Genomic DNA, 18,266 nt, shown 5'->3' with positions numbered 1-18,266 from the left:
CTTCCTCAGGTGGTCGTACGGATGCGGTCACACGCCGACGGCGTGACCCTGCGGCCTCTCACGCCTACGGCGTGGCTCTATGACCTTCACACGCCTACGGCGTGGAAGCCTCCGTCGACGTGCACGATCTCGCCGGTCGTGGCGGGGAACCAGTCCGAGAGCAGGGCTACGACGGCCTTGCCGGCGGGCTCGGTGTCGGTGACCGACCAGCCCAGTGGAGCACGGCCCTCCCAGGCCTCCTCGAACTGGGCGCTGCCCGGGATGGACTTCATGGCCATGCTGCGCAGCGGCCCGGCGGCCACGATGTTGGACCGCACGCCCTCGGGTCCGAGCTCCCGGGCCGTGTAGCGGCTGACCGACTCCAGGGCTGCCTTCGCCGCCCCCATCCAGCCGTAGACCGGCCAGGCGACGGAGGCGTCGAAGGTCAGTCCGACGACCGAGGAGGGGTTCGCCAGCAGCGGCCGGCACGCCTGGGTGAGCGAGGCGTACGACCACGCCGACACCTGGAAGGCCGTCGCGGCGTGCTCCCAGGCGACCTCGGGGAAGCCCTCCCCCATCGCCTCCTGCGGCGCGAAGCCGATCGAGTGGACGACGCCGTCGAGCCGGTCGAACCCCTGCTCGCGGAGCCGGTCGGCGAGCGTCGACAGGTGCTCGGGATCCGTGACGTCGAGCTCGACCACGGCCGCCTCCTGCGGCAACCGCTTCGCGATCCGCTGGCACAGCGAGAGCGCCCGGCCGAAGTTGGACAGGACGACGGTGGCGCCCTGCTCCTGGGCCAGGCGCGCGGTCGCGAAGGCGATGGAGGCCTCCGTCAGCACGCCGGTGATCAGGACCTTCTTGCCGTCGAGAATCCCCATCAGTGCCCCATCCCCAGTCCGCCGTCGACCGGGACGACCGCCCCGGTGATGTAACCCGCGGCGTCGCCGGCCAGGAACCGCACGACGCCGGCGATCTCGTCCGGGGAGGCGTACCGGCCCAGCGGCACCTGCCCCAGGATCTCCTGCTGCCGCTTCTCCGGCAGCTCCGCGGTCATGTCGGTCTCGACGAAGCCCGGCGCGACGACGTTCGCGGTGATGCCCCGGCTGCCGAGCTCGCGTGCGATCGAGCGGGCCAGGCCGACCAGCCCGGACTTGCTGGCCGCGTAGTTGGTCTGGCCGGCGGAACCCAGCAGGCCCACGACCGACGACACGAAGATCATCCGGCCGGACCGGGCGCGGACCATCTTGGCGCTGGCCCGCTTGGCCACCCGGTAGGCAGCGGTGAGGTTGGCGTCGAGGACGTCGGTGAAGTCGTCCTCCTTCATCCGCATGAGGAGCCCGTCGCGGGTGATGCCGGCGTTGCTGATCAGGACCTCGACCGGGCCCTGGTGCTCCTCGACCTCGCCGAAGGCGCGGTCGACGTCCTCGGTGCTGGTGACGTCGCACCGGACGCCGAACAGCCCGTCGGGGGCGCCGCTGCCGCGGTGGGTCACCGCCACCGAGTCACCCTGCTCGGCGAACGAGCGCGCGATCGCCAGACCGATCCCCCGGTTGCCGCCGGTCACCAGCACCGATCTGCCACTCGAACTCACAGTGCTTCTCCCCTGCGACGACCGCTGTATCGATGTCCGAACCTAGCCGGTGGTCGCAGGTCACACCCCCTACCGGCCAGTACAGCGGAGATCACCGCACCACGACCTGCCGTGGTGCTCGCTGCAGGTGCGGCCGGAGATCAGAGGCTGCGGCCGCAGGTCGGCCAGGCGCCCGGACCTTGCACGGCCAGGACCTTCTCCGCGACGGCGATCTGCTGGCTCTTCGTCGCCAGGTCGGCTCGCGGCGCGTAGGCCGCGCCACCGAACTCGAGCCAGGTCGTCGGGCTGAACTGCAGACCGCCGAAGTAGCCGTTGCCGGTGTTGATGCTCCAGTTGCCCCCGGACTCGCACAGCGCGACGGCGTCCCAGTCATGCGCGGTGGCCTGGGGCGGCGGCCCGCCGGAGGACGGCGGGCTCGGCGGCGGAGGCGGCGTGGGGACGGTCGGCTGCGCGGGCGGCCGCTCGGCCTGCAGGTCGACCAGCGCGGTTCGCGCGTGGTCCAGCCGGTTCTGCACGGCAGCCTGCTGCGCCTGCAGGTCGGCGAGCAGGTGGGCTGCGTCGGCCCGCTCGGCCTCCGCCGTCGCCAGGGCGGCCTGCGCCGCCGTCCGGAGGACCTCGACCTCGGTCACTGCTCTGCGCGCGGCGGCCTGCGTCTCGTCGGCGCGTTGCCGGGCCACGCTGGAGCTCGCCAGGACGGCGGACCGGTGCTGCCCCGCGGCGGCGAGCAGAGCGGCTCTCTCGAGCATCTGCGAGGGGCTGCCCGAGGTCAGCAGGCTCTCGAAGGCCGGGGACGTGGAGCCCAGCATGTAGCTGTCCCGGGCGAAGGCCGCGACAGCGTCCCTGGCTCCGGCGAGGTCGGCCTGCGCCTCCTGCGCGACGACCTCCGCGGCCTGCGCGTCGGCCTGCGCTATCGCGTGGGCCCGCTGCCACCCGCGGAGCTCGTCCTCGACGCGGGCAGCCTGCGCGCTCGCGTCGTCCAGAGCTGCGTGCGCGGCGCCCACTTGCTCCAGGAGCCGGCCCACCTCGGCGGCGGCGTCCTCCGCGGCGCTGAGCTGCCCGTCGCCGGGAGCGGCCGACGCCGTCCCGGACGCGCCCACCAAGCCGATGACCGCGGCCATCCCGACGGCGCCCAGCAGGCCCGACCGGCGTCGGACGACCGTCTCCGCCGTCCCGGTCGACTCCTCCACCGCCCATCCCTCCGTCGATCTCCGTGTGCCCGGCGTGGATCGACAGGGCGGGCCGGCACCTTGAGCGGCCGGTCCCACGACAGGGTGATCCCGTCGTGGAGGCGACGTTCCGCCGAGGCCTTGCGACATGCAGTCGTTTACCTGCATGGTGGGCCTGTGCCCGAAGACCTGAACCTGGTGTTCAAGGCACTGGCCGACCCGACGCGACGCCAGCTGCTCGACCGGCTGCACGAGAAGAACGGTCAGACCCTCGGCGAGCTCTGCGGCTCCCTCGCCATGGCTCGCCAGTCGGCATCGCAGCACCTCTCCGTCCTGGAGGCGGCGAACCTCGTCAGCACCGTCTGGCATGGCCGGGAGAAGTTGCACTACCTCAATCCCGTTCCGCTGCACGAGGTGCAGGAGCGGTGGATCTCCACGTTCGAGACCCCACGGTTGCGCGCACTCAGCGCCGTCCGGCAGTCAGCAGAGGAGCAGGCCATGCCCACCCCGCCCACCTACGTCTACGTCACCTACATCAAGGCGAGTCCCGAGCAGGTGTGGAAGGCGCTGACCGACGCCGACCTGACCGCCCGGTACTGGGGCCACCGCAACGAGTCCGACTGGCAGGAGGGCGCCACCTGGCAGCACGTGCGCACCGACGGCTCCCGGATCTCCGACGTCACCGGCACGGTGCTGGAGGTCCGCCCGCCCGAGCGCCTCGTGATCACGTTCCCCGGTTCCGACGAGCAGCGGAACGGCACGCCGTCGCGGGTCACCTTCACCATCGAGCCGCACCAGGACATCGTCCGGCTCACCGTGCGACACGACGACATCCGCACCGCGGCCGACCTGGAGGCCCTGTCCGCCGGGTGGCCCGCGGTCCTGGCCAACCTCAAGTCGCTGCTCGAGACCGGCGACGTCCTTCCCCAGGCGCCCTGGGAGATGCACGCCGAGCTCCGCGATGCGCAGATGGCGCACACCGACTGAGCCGTACAGGGGCGTGGACGGCCCGGGCACCACCGGGCGGCGTGAGAGTGCCGTCCCTAGGCTGGCGAGGTGTTCTTCCTCTTCGGTCTCGGCACCAAGCAGCAGCACGTCGGCCCCGGAGAGACCCGGACCTGTCCGCGCTGCCACAACACGTCGCAGTGGGCGCGGATGCGGCAGTTCAGGCAGTTCTCGCTGTTCTTCGTGCCGGTGGCCCGGTGGAAGCGCCGCCAGCTGGAGGTCTGCGGCATCTGCGGCGCCACCGTCGAGGTCTGAGGCCGCGCATGCGCGGCCTGCTGCCCCCCGTCCGCTGACGGAGCCCGTGCAGTAGGCCCGGCCGCGCGTCACCTCGTGGGCGACGACGGCAGCCACCTGCCCAGCCAGTCGATGGACCGGTCCACCACCGCCTCGAGCGCCCCCGCCTCGGCGAACAGGTGGGATGCACCGGGCACCACGCTGACCTCGTTCTCTCCGGTGAGCCGGGCGGCAGCCGCCCGGTTGAGCTCCAGCACCCGGTGGTCGGCGCCGCCGACGACGAGCATCACCGGTGCCCGGACCTGCTCGAGCGCGTCGCCGGCGAGATCGGGCCGGCCACCGCGGGAGATGACCGCACGGACCCGCTCGGGCCGGTCGGCGGCGGTGATCAGCGCGGCGGCCGCCCCCGTGCTGGCTCCGAACGTCGCCAGCGGGAGCCCGGCCGCTCCGTCGGCGCCGGCCAGCCAATCGGCGGCGTCGGTGAGCCGTCCGGCCAGCAGCGCGATGTCGAAGCGTAGCTCCCCGGTCGCTGCGTCGACCCGCTCCTCCGCCTCGGTGAGCAGATCCAGCAGCAGCGTGCCGAAGCCGGCGTCGTGGAGTCCGGCGGCGACCTGCCGGTTGCGCGGGCTGTGCCGGCTGCTGCCGCTGCCGTGGGCGAACAGCACCACGCCGCGGGCCCCGTCGGGGACCACGAGGTCGCCGGCGAGCCGCACTCCGGACGCGGGGATCCGGACGGCACGGGCCGACGGTGGGCGGTCAGTCGGCATCGGGGTAGGTCTCCAGCTCCGCGCCCGACGGGTGGACGCCGTGCAGTGGGTTCAGCGCCCGGGACTCGTCGAACCAGCAGAAGGCGTCGTACCGCCGCCCGAGGACCGTGGGCACGTAGTTGCCCCACCGTTCGGCACTCGGGTGGTAGACGACCCCGACCGCGCGGTGCGGGCGTTCCCCGGCCAGCCAGCCGGGCAGCGAGGGCGGGAAGACGAAGAGGGCGCCGGCCTCCGCCACGGAGTCGTGCAGCAGCGCCTCGACGCTTCCCCGCCGGGCGGGCGGCAGCGGCATCCGCTGGGGCGTGCTCCCCCAGCTGTCGGCCGCGATGACGCTGCCGTGGTGGCTGCCGAAGCCCACGATCACGACGTCGTCCTCGCCGTACCGCTCGCGGACCAGCTGCCCGACGTTGACCATGCCCACGTCTCCCATGTCGGTGTACCGCGCGTCGCCGACGTGGGTGTTGTGCTCCCAGACCACGGCTTTCGCGCCGTCGCCGTGGTGCGTGAGCAGGCGGTCGAGGGTGTCGGCCATGTGGTGGTCGCGGATGTTCCACGACTCCGGGCCACCACGGACCATCGCGCGGTAGTACGCCTCGGCGCCGGCCGCCACGCGGGCGTTCTGCTCGGCGTCGAAAGCAGCGTCCCGGTCCGCCCCGCCGTCGGTGGCTGCCCGGGCCCGGAGCTCTCCGAGCATGCTCACCACCGCGTCCTCGCAGCTGGTCGGCACCAGCCGGGTCGCCCGGGCGTAGGACTGCGGGTCCTCGGCGTAGGGCTCGAAGCACCGGAAGGCCGCCAGCGCGGTGTCCACGTGCTCGGGTTCGTGCTCGCGCAGGTAATCGAGGATCGCCCGCAGGGAGTCCCAGAGGCTGTAGACGTCCAGACCGTAGAAGCCCGCCCGATCGATCGGCGCCCGGTCGGCGTTGTGCTCGCGTAGCCAGCCGGTGAAGTCGACGACCTCCTCGTTGGCCCACATCCACGTCGGCCAGCGCTCGTAGCCGCGCAGCACCTCGCGGGGGTCCTCGGCCGTCGCCAGCGTCACCGAGCAGTTGACCCGGTAGCAGTCGGGCCAGTCCCCCTCCACACCGACGAAGGAGAAGCCTCGCTCGGTGATCAGCCGACGGGTGAGTGCCGCCCGCCACGCGTAGTACTCGTGCGTGCCGTGCGATGCCTCCCCGAGCAGTACCACCCGGGCCTCGCCGATCCGGTCGAGCAACGGGTCCAGGTCGTCGGCGTTCCGCAACGGCCGGGCCAGCTCGCGAACGTGCGTTCCCTCGTTCCGCATGCGGCCGTCCCTCCGGTCGGGGTGCGTTTCCGATGTGCACGAGCCGGCGTCGCCCGGTGGCCGCCGGGCCGGCGAACGGCGTAGCTCGGCGCCGCTGCTGTCCCGTGGCGCGGCACCGGTGTCGATCGCGTACCCCTTTCCGTGCCGCCGATGCCTGCCGTCGGTCCCGACCCGTCCGGTCTCGTCGGCGACCGGTACCGCGGGGCGGCGTGGTGGTCGCCGCCGCGCTGCACGCACCCCTCGACGTCGTCGTCGTCCGAAAGGTCGGCGTCCCGTGGCAACCGGAGCTGGCCATGGGCGCCATCAACCGCCGCCGACGACGACGTGGAGACGGTGCGTTCCGCGAGGGTCCTGCAGCACGTCCAGATCGACGACGACGCCTTCGATCGTGTCCGACAACAGGAGATACGGGAACTGTGCCGCCGCGAGAAGGCCTACCGGCAGAGCCGCCCCGCCCCGCCGCTGGCCGGCCGGCCGGCCGGTGATCGTGGTGGGCGACGGCCTGGCCACCGGATCCACGATGCGGGCGGCGGTCGCCGCGATTCGCCGACAAGGCCCTCACCGCCTCGTCCTCGCCGTACCCGTGGCCTCACCCACCGCGTGCGAGGCGCTCGAACCGGAGGTCGACGACATGGTCTGCCTCTGGGCTCCGGAGTCCTTCTCCGCCGTCGGCCAGGGGTACGAGGACTTCCGCGACGACCGACGAGGAGGTCCGCGACGCACTGACGCGGGCTGCCTGATCCGGGCTCGTGACGCGGCGGCGGGACAGGGCGTGCACGCCAGGGCGGCGGGTACGGCACGGCCATGACCGTGACCGCCGCCCCCGGAACCGTGGTCCTGTACACCGACGTGGTCTGCGCCTGGTCCACCGTCGCCCTGCACCGCTTCTACGCGGCCCGGTCGGAGCTGGGCCTCGACGACCGGCTTCGCGTCGACCACCGGCTGTTCCTGCTCGAGGACGTCAACCGGTTCGCGATCCCGGAACGGATGCTCGACGCGGAGATCCCTGTCGTCGGCCGGCTGGAACCCGGCCTGGGGATGTCCCCCTGGGAGGGCGAGCCGTCGGCCTGGCCGGTGACCGCACTGCCGGCCGACGAAGCGGTGCACGCCGCCAAGCAGCAGTCGGCGGCCGCGGCCGAGCAGCTGGACATGGCGCTGCGGCTGGCGTTCTTCCGCGACAGCCGGTGCATCAGCATGCTGCACGAGGTGGTGGACGTCGCCCGCGACTGCGATCTCGTCGACGCCGGAGCGATCGCCGCGGCGCTCGACGACGGGCGTGCCCGGGCCGCGATGATGGCCGACTACCGCGCCCACCGGGCAGACGTGCAGGGCAGCCCGCACTTCTTCCTCGCCGACGGCTCCGACGTCCACAACCCGGGCATCGCCATGCACGCGGACGAGGCCGGCGGCTACCCCGTCGTCGACTCCGACGACCCGTCGGCCTACGAGGACCTTGTCCGCCGCGCGGCGGCGGCCGGGAGCGAGGCGACCGCATGAGCGAGCGGCTGGTCGCCGACCAGGTCGCGGAGGGCTTCGCTCCTCACGCGCTCCGCGTGTCCTCCCGTCGCGGCACCGGGACCGTCTGCAGGTCGTGGGCGACGACGACGTCCCCGCCGAAGACGGCGGCGGCCTCGTCGCGGAACCGGCCGGGATCGCCGTAGCGCTGGGAGAAGTGGGTGAGCACGAGCCGCCGGACGCCGCACTCCTCGGCCACTGTCGCCGCCTGGCGGGCGGTGAGATGCCCGTACGCGCCGGCCAGATCGGCGTCCTCGGAGAGGAAGGTCGACTCGATCACCAGCAGGTCGGCGTTCTCGGCGAGGGCGAAGACTGCGCCGCAGAGCCGGGTGTCCATGATGAAGGCGAACTGCTGCCCGCGCCTCGGCGCGCTGACCTCCTCGAGCCGGACGGCACGGCCATCGGCCTCGAGAACGTCCTCGCGCTGCAGCCGTCCCACGTCCGGGCCGGCGATCCCGTGCCGGGCGAGCAGCTCGGGCAGCATCCGCCGCCCGTCCGGCTCGACCAGCCGGTACCCGAACGCGTCGACGGAGTGGTCGAGACGCCGCGCCTCCAGCGTTCCGAATCCGCCGGTGGCGACCGGGCCGTCGCCTACCACCGGCTCCTCGCGTACGTCGACGGCGTCGTGGAACACCGACGCATGGCGCAGCCGGTCGAAGAACTGCTGCCCGGAGGACGGGTAGTACGCCCGGACAGGGCCCGGAACGCGATCCAGTGAGCTGCGCTGCACGACGCCGGGCATGCCCAGGCAGTGGTCGCCGTGGAAGTGCGTCACGCAGATCCGGGTGACGGCGCTGCTGGGCACGCCCGCCAGGAGCATCTGCCGTTGGGTGCCCTCACCCGGATCGAACAGCAGGCCCTCGCCGTCCCAGCGCAGCAGGTAACCGTTGTGGTTGCGGTGCCGGGTCGGCGCCTGGCTGGAGGTGCCGAGGACGACCAGTTCGCGAGCCGTCACCGGGGACGCCCTCGACGGCGCCGTCCGGAGCGCCCCGACGACGTGGTCCCCAGGGTCCGTCGTACCCGTTCCCATCGCCTCGTCGACCGTCGTCTCGGCGTCGGTGCGACCGCCTCCGGGCCGCTCGACGTCCTTCCCGACGCTGGCGTGGGAACCCTCGTCGTCGGCCACCGGCTGGGGCGTGGTGTTCGGCTGTTCGGTCATCCCCTGCTCCTTCGATCGGTCTCGTCGCTCGGGCACCATCGTGCTGCCGCCGGCCCGGCCACGCATGGGGAGCCCGCGGCAGGCCCGGTCGGACCCGTCGGTGCCGGCCTCGGGCCGCGACGACGGGTCGGCCGGATCGATCGGGGTAGGGGTCGGTCGTACCCGGCGATCGAGACAGGAGGAATCCATGAAGGCAGTGGTGTGGCACGGAGTAGGCGACATCCGGCTCGACGACGTCCCCGATCCGACCATCCAGGATCCGACCGACGCGATCGTGGAGATCACCGCGAGCGGGATCTGCGGCACGGATCTGCACTTCGTACGCGGGACGATGTCCGGCATGGTCGCGGGCACGATCCTCGGCCACGAGGCGGTCGGCGTCGTCCGCGAGACCGGACCGGGGGTGCGCAACCTGCGGCCCGGGGACCGGGTGGTCATCCCGTCGACGGTGGCGTGCGGTACCTGCTCGTACTGCCGCGCCGGCTACTACGCCCAGTGCGACAACGCCAACCCGAACGGCCCCGAGGCCGGGACGTGCTTCTTCGGTGGACCGCAGACGACCGGACCGGTCGACGGACTCCAGGCCCAGTACGCCCGGATCCCGTTCGCCCACGTGGGGCCGGTGTGGTTGCCGGACTCGGTGTCCGACGACCAGGCGATCCTCCTGTCGGACATCTACCCGACGGCCTGGTTCGGGTGCCGGCTGGCGGAGGTCGGTCAGGGTGACACCGTGCTGGTGCTGGGCGCCGGGCCGGTCGGCCAGTTCGCGGTGACCAGCGCCTTCCAGCAGGGAGCCGGCCGCGTCCTCGTCGTCGACGGTGTGGCCAGCCGGCTGGACCAGGCGCGGAGCCGCGGCGCCGAGGTCATCGACTTCAACGCCGAGGACCCGGTCGCGGTGGTCAAGGAGCTCACCGGAGGCATCGGCGTGGACCGCGTGGTCGAGGCCGTCGGGGTCGACGCGCAGCGGCCGAAGTCGGGCCCGGCCGCCGAGGCCGCGCAACAGCAGGCAGACGCGTTCGAGCAGGAGCGGTCACAGGTCGCGCCCGAGCAGGATCCGCACGGTGAGACCTACGTGCCCGGAGATGCCCCGAGCCAGTCGCTCCAATGGGCGGTGCAGGCCGTCGCCAAGGCCGGGACGATCGGCATCGTCGGCGTCTACCCGCCCCAGATGACCAGCTTCCCCACCGGCGCGGCCATGAACAAGAACCTCACGGTGAAGATGGGCAACTGCAACCACCGCCGCTACATCCCGACGCTCCTGGACCTGGTGCGCACCGGTGCCATCGATCCGTCCACCGTGCTCACCCAGGTGGAGGACATGCCGTCGGTGCTGGATGCCTACGCCACGTTCGACCGGCGCGAGTCCGGCTGGACCAAGGCCGTGATCGCCCCGTCCTGACCCGTGCGAGGCGGCGTCACGACTCGTCTGCGTTACGCCGCCTGCTTCGGTGGGTGCACATCTCGGTGGCGCGACACCGTCTGCACCCGAACGCCTGACCGGGCCGGCGGCGGGACACGACAGGTGGAGGCCCGAGCGCGCCGGCGACGGGTGCCGCCGGGTCGACGGGGTAGGACGTCGGCGACCGCAAGCGACGGGAGGAACCATGGCCGCCCACGCAGGTGAGAAGGCACAGAAGACCGGGGACTTCTACTGCGCGCACTGCAGCGAGAAGGTCCACGTGACGCAGGGCGACACCATCCCGCCCTGCCCGAATGGTCACAAGACCTTCGAGACACGCCGGCACGAGCCGGGCAACAAGAGCTGACGGCGGAGACGGGAGCGGCGCCCTACCCACTCGTCGGGCCGATCTCGCGGCCGGGCCGGATAGCGTCGCCGCCGCAGGGTAGGGCTGGCTCCATGCCGGAGCCGCCGCGCCTGCCCGACGAGATGCTCCTCCGCTACACGGACGTGCCGGAGGGACGCATCCGCACCCGCGTGCTCGGCCGGCGGCAGCCGGATGCCCTCCCGGTGGTCGTGGTCCAGGGAATGGCAGTCTCGGACTACCTGCTGCCCGCGTGCGCAGCGCTCGGTACGTGGACCGAGGTGCACCTGTTCGACGTCCCCGGCTTCGGCGGCAGCGGCCGGCCGACGCGGCGGCTCGGCGTCCGGGGCTACGGGGAGGCGGTGGCGCACTGGCTGGAGACGGCCGGCCTGGACCGGGCCGTGGTGGTCGGCCACTCCAGCGGCACGCAGGTCGCCGCGTGGGCCGGAGTGCTGGCGCCGGACCGCGTGGCCGCGGTGGGCCTGGCCAGCCCGACGATCGACCCGATCGCCCGGCCGCTGCCGAAGCTGCTCTACCGCTGGCGCCTGGACGCCCGCTCGCCGTCGCCCGGTCTCGAGGAGAACCATGTGCCGGAGTGGCGGCGCGCCGGCATCGCTGGGGCGGCCCACCTGGTCAGGGCCCATCTCGCCGACCGGATCGAGGAGCAGGTCGCCCGCCTCCGGATGCCCGTGCTGGTCATCCGCGCCGAGGACGACCGGCTGACCACCGACCGCTGGGTGCGCGAGCTCGCCGCCTCGGCCGGCGGCGATCTCGTGTCGGTCTCCGGTGCCCACGCGTTCCTGTGGCTGGATCCCGGAGCCTGGTCGGCGCCGTTGCGCGAGCTGTCGGCCGAGGCGCGCTGAGTTGGCCCGCCGGAGCCGCCACGTGCCGGCCGAGGAGGCGGTCGCGTCCTTCGACTCGGCGAGCGCCTTCTTCATCGCGCTGGCCCGTGCCCTCGACGGGCGGGACTTCCCCTACCTGGGCCAGGCGCGCTGGAAGGCCCTCCCGGTGCGGGCCAGCGCGCTGCTGCCGCGGCCGCTGCGCTGCCGGGCGTACGCGATCGCGAGCGGGAAGGAAGGGGTAGCAGTCGACCGGCTCGGCGACATCGACCTGGACGAGGTCGCCGACTGGGTGGCGCAGACCTATCCGGACCGGCGCTACCCGGGGGTGCTGATCGGCTCGTCGAACGGCGCGCTGACCCACCTGGCGGCCGCCTGCGGCATCCCGTGGCTGCCGCAGACGCTGCTCGTGCCGGTGCGCCGCCGCGGGGCCGACCCGGCGGACATGACGGCGGCGCTCGAGTTCGGCCGACGCCACGGCCCCGCCCTGCTGGCGCACAACACACGGGTCGAGCTGCACCAGATGCAGGACGCCAACCAGGACGCGCTCAGCGGCTCGCAGATGGCGTACTTCCGGGTGAAGTGGACCAGCCTGCCGCCGGCGTACCAACAATTCCTCGACGAGCGGCTCGAGCCGGGGGCTCCGGTCGTCGTCGCGCGGGACACGTCGACCTGGCCGGTCACCCGCGTCGGCGACCGGCACGTCTTCCAGGTCGGCGCGCAGGGCGGGATGACCCCCGAGGAGTACCTCGACGAACCCGGCGTCCCGGTACCCGACGAGACCGCCGCCGAGGCCGAGTGGGGGTTCGCCGAGCCACTGCTGGACGGGGTGGGCGAGGCAGCGCGCCGCACCGGCCACCCCGTCGTCGAGCTCCGGTACGGCCATCCGCAGCATCCCGCCGCCGCCGTCGCCGACGTGCTCCGGTCGTGGACGCGCCGCCGCGGTGGCGCGGCGCAGCGGCTGCTGGTGAGCTCGTTCGTCGTCCACGACCCGTGGCGGACGATCGCGACGGGGTCCGTGCCGTTCTGGACCTTCTTCCCCGTCCGGTCGGCCGCCCGCGACCTGTCCGACCACCTGGCGTCGACGCCGTACGACGACGTCGACGTCCTGCTGTTCAGCCACGGGGTCGAGTCCCGTGGCCTGGCGGACGCACGGACCTGGCAGCGCATCGCCGGGCAGGCCCGCCGCCGCGGCCGGCTGCTCGGCGTCGACCCCCGGGCGTTCCCGGCCGACTTCGCCGTCTTCGCGCGCTACACCACCGCGCTGCGTTCGTTGCCCGACGGCGAGCTGCCGTGGTCGCCGCTGGCCGTCGACGACGCCCTGGCCGGCCTGCGCGGCGCGGCGCGGCTGTCCGTCCTCGGGGGCTGAGCCGCGGCCCCCCGTCCGCGATCCGTCGTCGTCGGCGAACTGCTCACCCACGCCCGACGAGCGCGCGCCGCGCACGGGTCGCCGCAGCGAGCTCGGCCAGGAGCTCCTCGGTCGTGTCGAGGTCGACGCAGGCGTCGGTGACGCTCTTGCCGTACTCGAGCGCCTCGGGATGCCGGCGATCCAGATCCTGTCGCCCGGCGACGAGGTTGCTCTCCACCATCACGCCGCGGATCGCCTCCTCCCCGGCTGCGAGCTGCCCCGCCAGGTCGTGCACCACGTCGATCTGGCGGAGGTGGTTCTTCTGGCTGTTGCCGTGGGAGGCGTCGACGACGACGACCTCCGGCAGGCCGCGCGCTGCCAGCCTCCGCTTCGTGTCGGCGATGTGCGCCGCGGAGTAGTTCGGCCCGTCCTTGTCGCCACGCAGGATGACGTGGCCGGTGTCGTTGCCGGTCGTCGACAGCTGGGCGCTCACCCCGTGGTGGTCGACGCCCAGGAACTCGTGCGGTGCCCGCGCGGTCATGACCGCCTGGATCGCGGCGTCGATGCTGCCTTCCGGGGAGTTCTTGAACCCGACCACGGACGAGAAGCCCGACACCCGCTCCCGGGCCGTCTGGTCGGTGACGTTGCGCGCGCCGACCCCGTTGTAGGTGACGAGCCCGTTGACGTACTGCGGCGTGAGCGCGTTGAGCGGTTCAGCCGCGACCGGGACGCCCGTCGCCGTGATGGCGCACATGAGCATCCGGGTCGCGACCAGGCCGACGCTGATGCGGCTCGATCCGTCGAGGAACGGGTCGTAGGCGAACCCCTTCCAGTCGACCTCGGTCCTGGGCTTCTCGGTGTAGGTCCGCATGAGGATCTCGAGGTCCTCGCCGTGCCGCTCCCGCATGCGGGCCAGGAAGCCGGCGTACTCCAGCGCGGCGGCCGGGTCGTGGATCGAGCACGGACCGGCGATGACGGCCAGGCGGTCGTCGGCGCCGGTGACGATGTCGGTGACGGCACGGCGCCCGGCCCGCGTCGTGGTGACCGACGCGGGCGGCAACGGGACGACGGTGGCGACCGCGGCCGGCGTGACGACGACGCTCAGGCCGGTGATCCTCGTGTTCACCAACCCGGTGAGGTCGACGGCCTGCGGCTGCACGACGCCCAGCTCCTGCTGGACCTCCGGCAGCAGGTCGGTCAACGCCGCGTCGATCTGCGCGTTGACCCGGGTCTGGACGTCGAGCAGGAGGTCGGCGATCCGCGCCGCCGCCCCCAGGATCTCGGCCGCCGGAACGGGGAGCTCGTCCATCGTCACGGGCCTCCAGCACCTCGTAGGGGCCGCGCTCCGGTCGGAGGGTCGGCCCGCACAGCATGGCTCGACCCGTGATCCGGAGCGGCACCGGACCCTGCCTCGCAACGCATCAGGAGCGCCCGCGCGGGCTGACGAGCCCGATCTCGTAGGCGAATACGACCGCCTGCACACGGGTGACCAGCCCGAGCTTGGCCAGCACCCGGCTCACATGCGTCTTCACGGTGGACTCACCGATGCCGAGCTGCCGCCCGATCTCGTCGTTCGTGGCACCCAGCGAGACCGCCCGCAGGACGTCGAGCTCCCGCGGCGTCAGCCCGTGCACGTGGGAGAGCCGCGCCGCGGGGGCAGGCTGCGGCGGTGCGAACCGCTCGGCCAGTCGGACCGTCAGACGCGGGTCGAACAGCGAGGCGCCGCTGCGCACGGCGCGGACAGCCGCGACGAGCTGCTCCTCCGGTGCGTCCTTCAGCACGAACCCGCCGGCGCCGGCCCGCAGGGCGGCGTGCACGTACTCGTCGAGATCGAACGTCGTCAGCACGAGCACCGCCGGCGCCGGGTCGGCGCGCAGGATCCGGCGCGTCGCCTCCAGCCCGTCCATGTGCGGCATGCGCACGTCCATGACCACGACATCGGGTCTCAGCGTCCGCGCCTGCGCCACCGCCTCCGCGCCGTCGGCTGCCTCGCCCACGACGGTGAGCCCGGCTGCGCGCCGAGGATCGACACCAGACCGCGCCGCACCAGGGGCTCGTCGTCGACGACGAGAACCGTGACGGCGTCCATGTCGGGACTCATGGCGCGGCCGGGAGATCGGCCTGCACCTGGAAACCGCCGTCGGTGGCCGGTCCGCACCGCAGGGTGCCGCCGACCAGCTCGACGCGCTGCCGCATGCCCAGCAGCCCGCGGCCGGTGCCTGCTGTCGAACTCCCCGCCACCCCTCGGCCGTCGTCGCGCACGGTGACGAGGAGCTTGCCGGGCACCCACTGCAGGAGATCGGATGCGGAGTCGGCGCCGGCATGCCGGATGACGTTGGTCAGCGACTCCTGGATCACCCGGTAGGCGGCGAGCTCCGCGCCTGCGGTCAGCTCACGCGGCGCACCCTGCTGCTCCAGGCTGACGGCCAGCCCGGTGTCGACGACGTCGCCGACCAGCTCCGGCAGGTCGGCCAGCGCCGGCTGGGGAGCGAGCGGGCCCGGTGCGCTCCCGGAGGTCTCTGCGTCGTCGGTCATCGCCAGGAGGTGCCGCATGTCGGCCAGCGCTTGCGCGGCCACGCGATCGACGTCGCGGAGCGCGTCCGCCGCCGAGGACGGGTCCCCGGCCAGGTCGTGCACCGCCGATCCCTGGCGTCGCCGCGTCCGCCCCTCGTCCGAGGAGAAGCCATGACCCGCTCCGCTGACTCCGTCCCGCTGTCCGACCCGCCCCGCCCGGACGCGGACGGACGTCGATCCCTGCACAGCCGGCGGCACCGCTCCGCCGCGATCGCCCTCGGCCTGGGCGCCCTCACGATGGGCGTCGCCGAGACGATCCATCCCCGCGGCGGACCCGACGGGCCGGCCTGCTGCACGCGTTCGCCGCCGAGCCCGGCACGTGGACGGCGTGGGCGCTGCTGCTGATGGCCACGTCCCTGCTGCAGCTCCCGGGCGTGCTGGCGTGGCGGGCCCGGCAGGTCGCGGGGCGCGGCGCCCGATTCGTCGGCGCGGCCGGACTGGTGCTCGGCGGCGGCCTCGTGGCGTTGTTCGCCTTCGGCCAGTCCCATGGCGAGGGCGTCGCCCTGGCCGGCAGCGAGCCGATCGACCCGGCGCTCCAGGCTGCCTACACCCGGTCGGACTCCTCTGCGGCGCTCGGCATCGGCCTGCTGCTGGCACTGCTGGGCTTCCACCTGGGCTGGGCGCTGTTCTTCGGCGCACTCCGTCGCTGCGTGTCCCCCGATGACTCCTCCAGCCGCGACGATCAGGACACGGCCGGCGCCGCCTCGCTCATCTTCCCCCGTCCGTTCCCTCGGTCCTCGCTCCAGTGTCGGCCCGAGACCGCCGCAGACCTCTGACCGAATCCATGCCACCGTGCGCCGTCGCCAACCCTGGCGAACCACGCGCACCCCGCGCCCACTTCAGGCGCACGGTCAACATCTGACGAAGCGGACCGGTCCGTCTCGTCCCCTGTTCCTCTCGCGGACGGCGCCACGCCCCCTTACTGTGGGTAGCAGCACGGGCGCGCAACGTCGCCGGTGACGATCCGACTCCGCGACCCGCGGACCACACCGAGGAGAACGACGTGACCCTTCCCCAGCGCTCCCCCGCTCCCGCTCTCTCCCGCCCCGCCGCCTACGGCCAGCGTCCCGCCAACCGCTCCGCCGTGCCCGGCCCGCGCCCGACGGTCCAGCACTCCATGGGCGCACGCCCCATGGTCGTCCGCCCCGGGACCGGATACCCGATGGCGGCCGGCCCGGTGATGCAGCGGCCGGCTCCGCGCGCGGCGGTCTCGTTCCTGACCGTGACCGAGGTGGCTTCGATCATGCGAGTCTCGAAGATGACCGTGTACCGCCTCGTTCACGGCGGAGAACTGGCCGCCGTACGTGTCGGCCGGTCCTTCCGGGTTCCCGAGCCGGCTGTGCGCGAGTACCTGGCCGGCGCCCGCACCGACGTCGCCTGACGACCGGGCCTCCGTCCCGCGGGCGGCCACACCCTGGAGCTGTCCGGACACAGCTCTAGCCGCACGTTCGCCGCATGAGCCCCCGGGCGCGTGTCGGCCCCGGCGACCTAGATCTACGGGTCGCTCGGTGCGAGCCGTGCAGATCACCCGCACCGGCGATCCCGAGGTCCTCGACGTCGTCGACGTCGCCGAGCCGGAAGCAGGTCCCTGCCCGAAGCTCTACGACGTCTCCGCCGCCGGCGTGAACTTTGCCGACACCCACCACCGGCTGTCCGCCAACTGACCTGAGCCATCCTCCGTCCGCACTGTCCGGCTTCCTGAGGCTCAGGCGATCGGCGGAAACGTCATGAGGCGGACGGTCTCGGGCAGCTCCCCGAGCGTGGCCAGCAGCGCCGGTGGCAGTTCGCCGTTGACGTCGGTCACGACATAGCCGAGCTCTCCGCGGGTGGCGAGGACCTGACCGTCGACGTTGAGGCCATGCTCGCCGACCAGCGCGTCGGCACGGGCCAAGACGCCTGGCACGTTGCGGTGCAGCAGTGCGAACCGGGCCGCCGAGGAGCCGTGCAGGGCCACCGCGGGCAGATTCACGCTGAGCGTCGTCGTCCCGCTGCGCGTGTAGTCGACCAGCTTGCCGGCGACGAAGCGCCCGATGTCGTACTGGGCCTCCTGCGTCGACCCGCCGACGTGCGGGGTGAGGATGACGTTGGGCAGGCCTCGGAGCACGGAGCTGAACTCGTCGCCCTGCTCCTTCGGCTCGTCCGGGAACACGTCGATGGCGGCGCCGGCGATGTGGCCGCTGAGGATGTGGTCGCGCAATGCCTCGTGGTCGACGACGAAACCGCGGGACAGGTTGAGGAAAAGGCTGCGACGGCGCATGCGCGAGAACTGTCCGGCGCCGAACAGCCCGGCGTTGCCACCTCGTCCGTCGACGTGCAGCGTCACGGTCTCCGCGCGCTCGAGCAGCTCCTCCAGGCTGCCGCAGGCCTCGGCGTTGCCCAGTGCGAGCTTGTCCTCCAGGTCGTAGAACAGCACCCGCATGCCCAGGGCCTCGGCCAGCACCGACAGCTGGCTGCCGATGTTGCCGTAGCCGACGATCCCCAGTGTCCGCCCCCGGATCTCGTGGCTGCCGGTCGCCGACTTGTCCCAGGTCCCAGCGTGCAGCGCACGGTCCCGGTCGGTCAGCCGCCGGGCCAGGCTGATGATCTCCGCGATCGCCAGTTCCACGACGCTGCGGGTGTTGGAGTACGGAGCGTTGAACACCGCCACGCCGGCCGCGGCGGCCGCGACGAGGTCGATCTGGTTGGTGCCGATGCAGAAGGCTCCCACCGCGGCCAGTTCCGGCCGGCGCGCCAGTACGTCCGCGGTCACCTGCGTCTTCGACCGGATGCCGAGCAGGTGGACGCCGTCCAGAGCAGCGGTCAGGTCGGCCTCGTCCAGCGCACCCCGCAGCGACTCGACCTCGTAGCCCGCCGAGGACAACAGCTCCACCGCGACCGGGTCGATGTTCTCGAGCAGCAGAGCTCTGGGCATGTCGTACTCCTCCTCCACGAGAACCGCGCTGCTACCGATCCTCGCAGCACGACGGTGGCGGACCCTCGTCGGCTGACAGGGGGACGCGCCGGGCACGTCCGACCCACCTCCAAGCCGCCCGTACGAGGACCGA

General features: G+C 73.0%; 22 protein-coding genes. 11 read left to right on the top strand and 11 right to left on the bottom strand.

All coding sequences use genetic code 11. The features are described from left to right. Positions 1-86 precede the first annotated feature (86 nt). The 3 genes from fabI to FHU33_RS26170 form a co-directional block, all read right to left on the bottom strand. A complete protein-coding gene (gene fabI, locus FHU33_RS09520; protein ID WP_142025141.1) occupies positions 87-857 on the bottom strand; it encodes an enoyl-ACP reductase FabI in 771 nt (256 codons plus the stop codon). Beyond that, complete coding sequence (gene fabG / locus FHU33_RS09515) at positions 857-1,570, bottom strand: beta-ketoacyl-ACP reductase (RefSeq protein ID WP_170182379.1); 714 nt, start codon at positions 1,568-1,570, stop codon at positions 857-859. The genes fabI and fabG overlap by 1 nt, the downstream gene beginning before the upstream one ends. Positions 1,571-1,710: 140 nt before the next feature. Further along, the gene (locus tag FHU33_RS26170) at positions 1,711-2,757 is read right to left on the bottom strand and encodes a transglycosylase family protein (RefSeq protein WP_281281632.1); all 1,047 of its coding nucleotides are present in this window, start codon (positions 2,755-2,757) and stop codon (positions 1,711-1,713) included. A 156-nt stretch (positions 2,758-2,913) separates the two neighbouring features. Here FHU33_RS26170 and FHU33_RS09505 point away from each other — a divergent pair, with 156 nt between their 5' ends. After that, a complete protein-coding gene (locus tag FHU33_RS09505) occupies positions 2,914-3,723 on the top strand; it encodes an ArsR/SmtB family transcription factor (protein ID WP_211355056.1) in 810 nt (269 codons plus the stop codon). A 69-nt stretch (positions 3,724-3,792) separates the two neighbouring features. Continuing rightward, entirely contained in the window at positions 3,793-3,996 is a 204-nt protein-coding gene (locus FHU33_RS09500; RefSeq protein WP_142025140.1) for a zinc-ribbon domain-containing protein, read from the top strand. 68 nt (positions 3,997-4,064) lie between these two features. Here the strand turns inward: FHU33_RS09500 and FHU33_RS09495 are convergent, their stop codons facing one another. From FHU33_RS09495 to FHU33_RS25760, 3 genes are all read right to left on the bottom strand, one after another. After that, positions 4,065-4,742: a dienelactone hydrolase family protein gene (locus FHU33_RS09495; protein WP_142025139.1), complete on the bottom strand. Its 678-nt coding sequence runs from the start codon at positions 4,740-4,742 to the stop codon at positions 4,065-4,067. Continuing rightward, entirely contained in the window at positions 4,732-6,024 is a 1,293-nt protein-coding gene (locus FHU33_RS09490) for an erythromycin esterase family protein (protein ID WP_142025138.1), read from the bottom strand. Before FHU33_RS09490 ends, FHU33_RS09495 begins: the two co-directional genes overlap by 11 nt. A 303-nt stretch (positions 6,025-6,327) precedes the next feature. Then, positions 6,328-6,534, bottom strand: a complete 207-nt coding sequence (locus FHU33_RS25760) for a hypothetical protein (protein ID WP_246063451.1) — start codon at positions 6,532-6,534, stop codon at positions 6,328-6,330. Positions 6,535-6,828: 294 nt separating this feature from the next. Between FHU33_RS25760 and FHU33_RS09480 the strand changes: the two genes are divergently transcribed. Next, positions 6,829-7,521 (top strand): DsbA family oxidoreductase, encoded by a 693-nt coding sequence (locus FHU33_RS09480; RefSeq protein WP_142025137.1) that lies wholly within the window; start codon positions 6,829-6,831, stop codon positions 7,519-7,521. Between the two features lie 43 nt (positions 7,522-7,564). Here FHU33_RS09480 and FHU33_RS09475 read toward each other — a convergent pair whose 3' ends face one another. Continuing rightward, entirely contained in the window at positions 7,565-8,698 is a 1,134-nt protein-coding gene (locus tag FHU33_RS09475) for a ribonuclease Z (RefSeq protein WP_246063448.1), read from the bottom strand. A 187-nt stretch (positions 8,699-8,885) separates the two neighbouring features. Between FHU33_RS09475 and FHU33_RS09470 the strand changes: the two genes are divergently transcribed. The 4 genes from FHU33_RS09470 to FHU33_RS09455 all read left to right on the top strand — a co-directional run bounded on the left by FHU33_RS09470 (position 8,886) and on the right by FHU33_RS09455 (position 12,669). Next, the gene (locus tag FHU33_RS09470; protein WP_142025136.1) at positions 8,886-10,097 is read left to right on the top strand and encodes a zinc-dependent alcohol dehydrogenase; all 1,212 of its coding nucleotides are present in this window, start codon (positions 8,886-8,888) and stop codon (positions 10,095-10,097) included. A 205-nt stretch (positions 10,098-10,302) separates the two neighbouring features. Continuing rightward, positions 10,303-10,464, top strand: coding sequence for a zinc ribbon-containing protein (locus tag FHU33_RS09465; protein WP_142025135.1), 162 nt, complete (start codon positions 10,303-10,305; stop codon positions 10,462-10,464). A 92-nt stretch (positions 10,465-10,556) separates the two neighbouring features. Continuing rightward, positions 10,557-11,324 carry an alpha/beta fold hydrolase gene (locus FHU33_RS09460; protein ID WP_142025134.1) on the top strand — a complete coding sequence of 256 codons (768 nt, stop codon included), beginning with the start codon at positions 10,557-10,559 and terminating at the stop codon, positions 11,322-11,324. A gap of 22 nt (positions 11,325-11,346) precedes the next feature. Further along, on the top strand, positions 11,347-12,669 hold the full coding sequence (locus tag FHU33_RS09455; RefSeq protein ID WP_246063446.1) for a hypothetical protein: 1,323 nt from the start codon (positions 11,347-11,349) through the stop codon (positions 12,667-12,669). Positions 12,670-12,712: 43 nt separating this feature from the next. Here FHU33_RS09455 and FHU33_RS09450 read toward each other — a convergent pair whose 3' ends face one another. From FHU33_RS09450 to FHU33_RS09440, 3 genes are all read right to left on the bottom strand, one after another. Then, on the bottom strand, positions 12,713-13,957 hold the full coding sequence (locus FHU33_RS09450) for a 3-deoxy-7-phosphoheptulonate synthase (RefSeq protein WP_142027057.1): 1,245 nt from the start codon (positions 13,955-13,957) through the stop codon (positions 12,713-12,715). A gap of 112 nt (positions 13,958-14,069) precedes the next feature. Further along, positions 14,070-14,645 (bottom strand): response regulator, encoded by a 576-nt coding sequence (locus FHU33_RS09445; RefSeq protein WP_342778638.1) that lies wholly within the window; start codon positions 14,643-14,645, stop codon positions 14,070-14,072. 100 nt (positions 14,646-14,745) lie between these two features. Beyond that, a complete protein-coding gene (locus FHU33_RS09440) occupies positions 14,746-15,285 on the bottom strand; it encodes a sensor histidine kinase (RefSeq protein WP_142025132.1) in 540 nt (179 codons plus the stop codon). 48 nt (positions 15,286-15,333) lie between these two features. Here FHU33_RS09440 and FHU33_RS09435 point away from each other — a divergent pair, with 48 nt between their 5' ends. The 4 genes from FHU33_RS09435 (at position 15,334) to FHU33_RS09420 (ending at position 16,886) form a co-directional block, all read left to right on the top strand. After that, complete coding sequence (locus FHU33_RS09435) at positions 15,334-15,567, top strand: hypothetical protein (RefSeq protein ID WP_142025131.1); 234 nt, start codon at positions 15,334-15,336, stop codon at positions 15,565-15,567. Beyond that, positions 15,567-15,998 (top strand): hypothetical protein, encoded by a 432-nt coding sequence (locus FHU33_RS09430; RefSeq protein ID WP_142025130.1) that lies wholly within the window; start codon positions 15,567-15,569, stop codon positions 15,996-15,998. The genes FHU33_RS09435 and FHU33_RS09430 overlap by 1 nt, the downstream gene beginning before the upstream one ends. Positions 15,999-16,225: 227 nt before the next feature. Continuing rightward, complete coding sequence (locus FHU33_RS26465) at positions 16,226-16,603, top strand: helix-turn-helix domain-containing protein (RefSeq protein WP_246063445.1); 378 nt, start codon at positions 16,226-16,228, stop codon at positions 16,601-16,603. Positions 16,604-16,730: 127 nt separating this feature from the next. Continuing rightward, positions 16,731-16,886 carry a Zn-dependent oxidoreductase gene (locus FHU33_RS09420; RefSeq protein ID WP_142025129.1) on the top strand — a complete coding sequence of 52 codons (156 nt, stop codon included), beginning with the start codon at positions 16,731-16,733 and terminating at the stop codon, positions 16,884-16,886. Positions 16,887-16,927: 41 nt separating this feature from the next. Here FHU33_RS09420 and serA read toward each other — a convergent pair whose 3' ends face one another. Continuing rightward, the gene (gene serA / locus FHU33_RS09415) at positions 16,928-18,133 is read right to left on the bottom strand and encodes a phosphoglycerate dehydrogenase (RefSeq protein ID WP_142025128.1); all 1,206 of its coding nucleotides are present in this window, start codon (positions 18,131-18,133) and stop codon (positions 16,928-16,930) included. Positions 18,134-18,266 lie beyond the last annotated feature (133 nt).

Source organism: Blastococcus colisei, assembly GCF_006717095.1.
GTDB classification, from domain to species: Bacteria; Actinomycetota; Actinomycetes; order Mycobacteriales; family Geodermatophilaceae; genus Blastococcus_B; species Blastococcus_B colisei.
Note: the sequence above shows the minus strand (reverse complement) of the source record. Positions and strands in the feature narration are given on the sequence as shown.

Excerpts from the sequence above, each read along its gene's own strand:
- FHU33_RS09470 (WP_142025136.1), top strand. The coding sequence starts at position 8,886 with ATGAAGGCAGTGGTGTGGCACGGAGTAGGCGACATCCGGCTCGACGAC.
- FHU33_RS09430 (WP_142025130.1), top strand. The coding sequence starts at position 15,567 with ATGGCCACGTCCCTGCTGCAGCTCCCGGGCGTGCTGGCGTGGCGGGCC.
- FHU33_RS09450 (WP_142027057.1), bottom strand. The coding sequence starts at position 13,957 with ATGGACGAGCTCCCCGTTCCGGCGGCCGAGATCCTGGGGGCGGCGGCG.
- FHU33_RS09480 (WP_142025137.1), top strand. The coding sequence starts at position 6,829 with ATGACCGTGACCGCCGCCCCCGGAACCGTGGTCCTGTACACCGACGTG.
- serA (WP_142025128.1), bottom strand. The coding sequence starts at position 18,133 with ATGCCCAGAGCTCTGCTGCTCGAGAACATCGACCCGGTCGCGGTGGAG.
- FHU33_RS09435 (WP_142025131.1), top strand. The coding sequence starts at position 15,334 with ATGACCCGCTCCGCTGACTCCGTCCCGCTGTCCGACCCGCCCCGCCCG.
- FHU33_RS09495 (WP_142025139.1), bottom strand. The coding sequence starts at position 4,742 with ATGCCGACTGACCGCCCACCGTCGGCCCGTGCCGTCCGGATCCCCGCG.
- fabI (WP_142025141.1), bottom strand. The coding sequence starts at position 857 with ATGGGGATTCTCGACGGCAAGAAGGTCCTGATCACCGGCGTGCTGACG.
- FHU33_RS09490 (WP_142025138.1), bottom strand. The coding sequence starts at position 6,024 with ATGCGGAACGAGGGAACGCACGTTCGCGAGCTGGCCCGGCCGTTGCGG.
- FHU33_RS09460 (WP_142025134.1), top strand. The coding sequence starts at position 10,557 with ATGCCGGAGCCGCCGCGCCTGCCCGACGAGATGCTCCTCCGCTACACG.
- FHU33_RS09475 (WP_246063448.1), bottom strand. The coding sequence starts at position 8,698 with ATGACCGAACAGCCGAACACCACGCCCCAGCCGGTGGCCGACGACGAG.
- FHU33_RS09465 (WP_142025135.1), top strand. The coding sequence starts at position 10,303 with ATGGCCGCCCACGCAGGTGAGAAGGCACAGAAGACCGGGGACTTCTAC.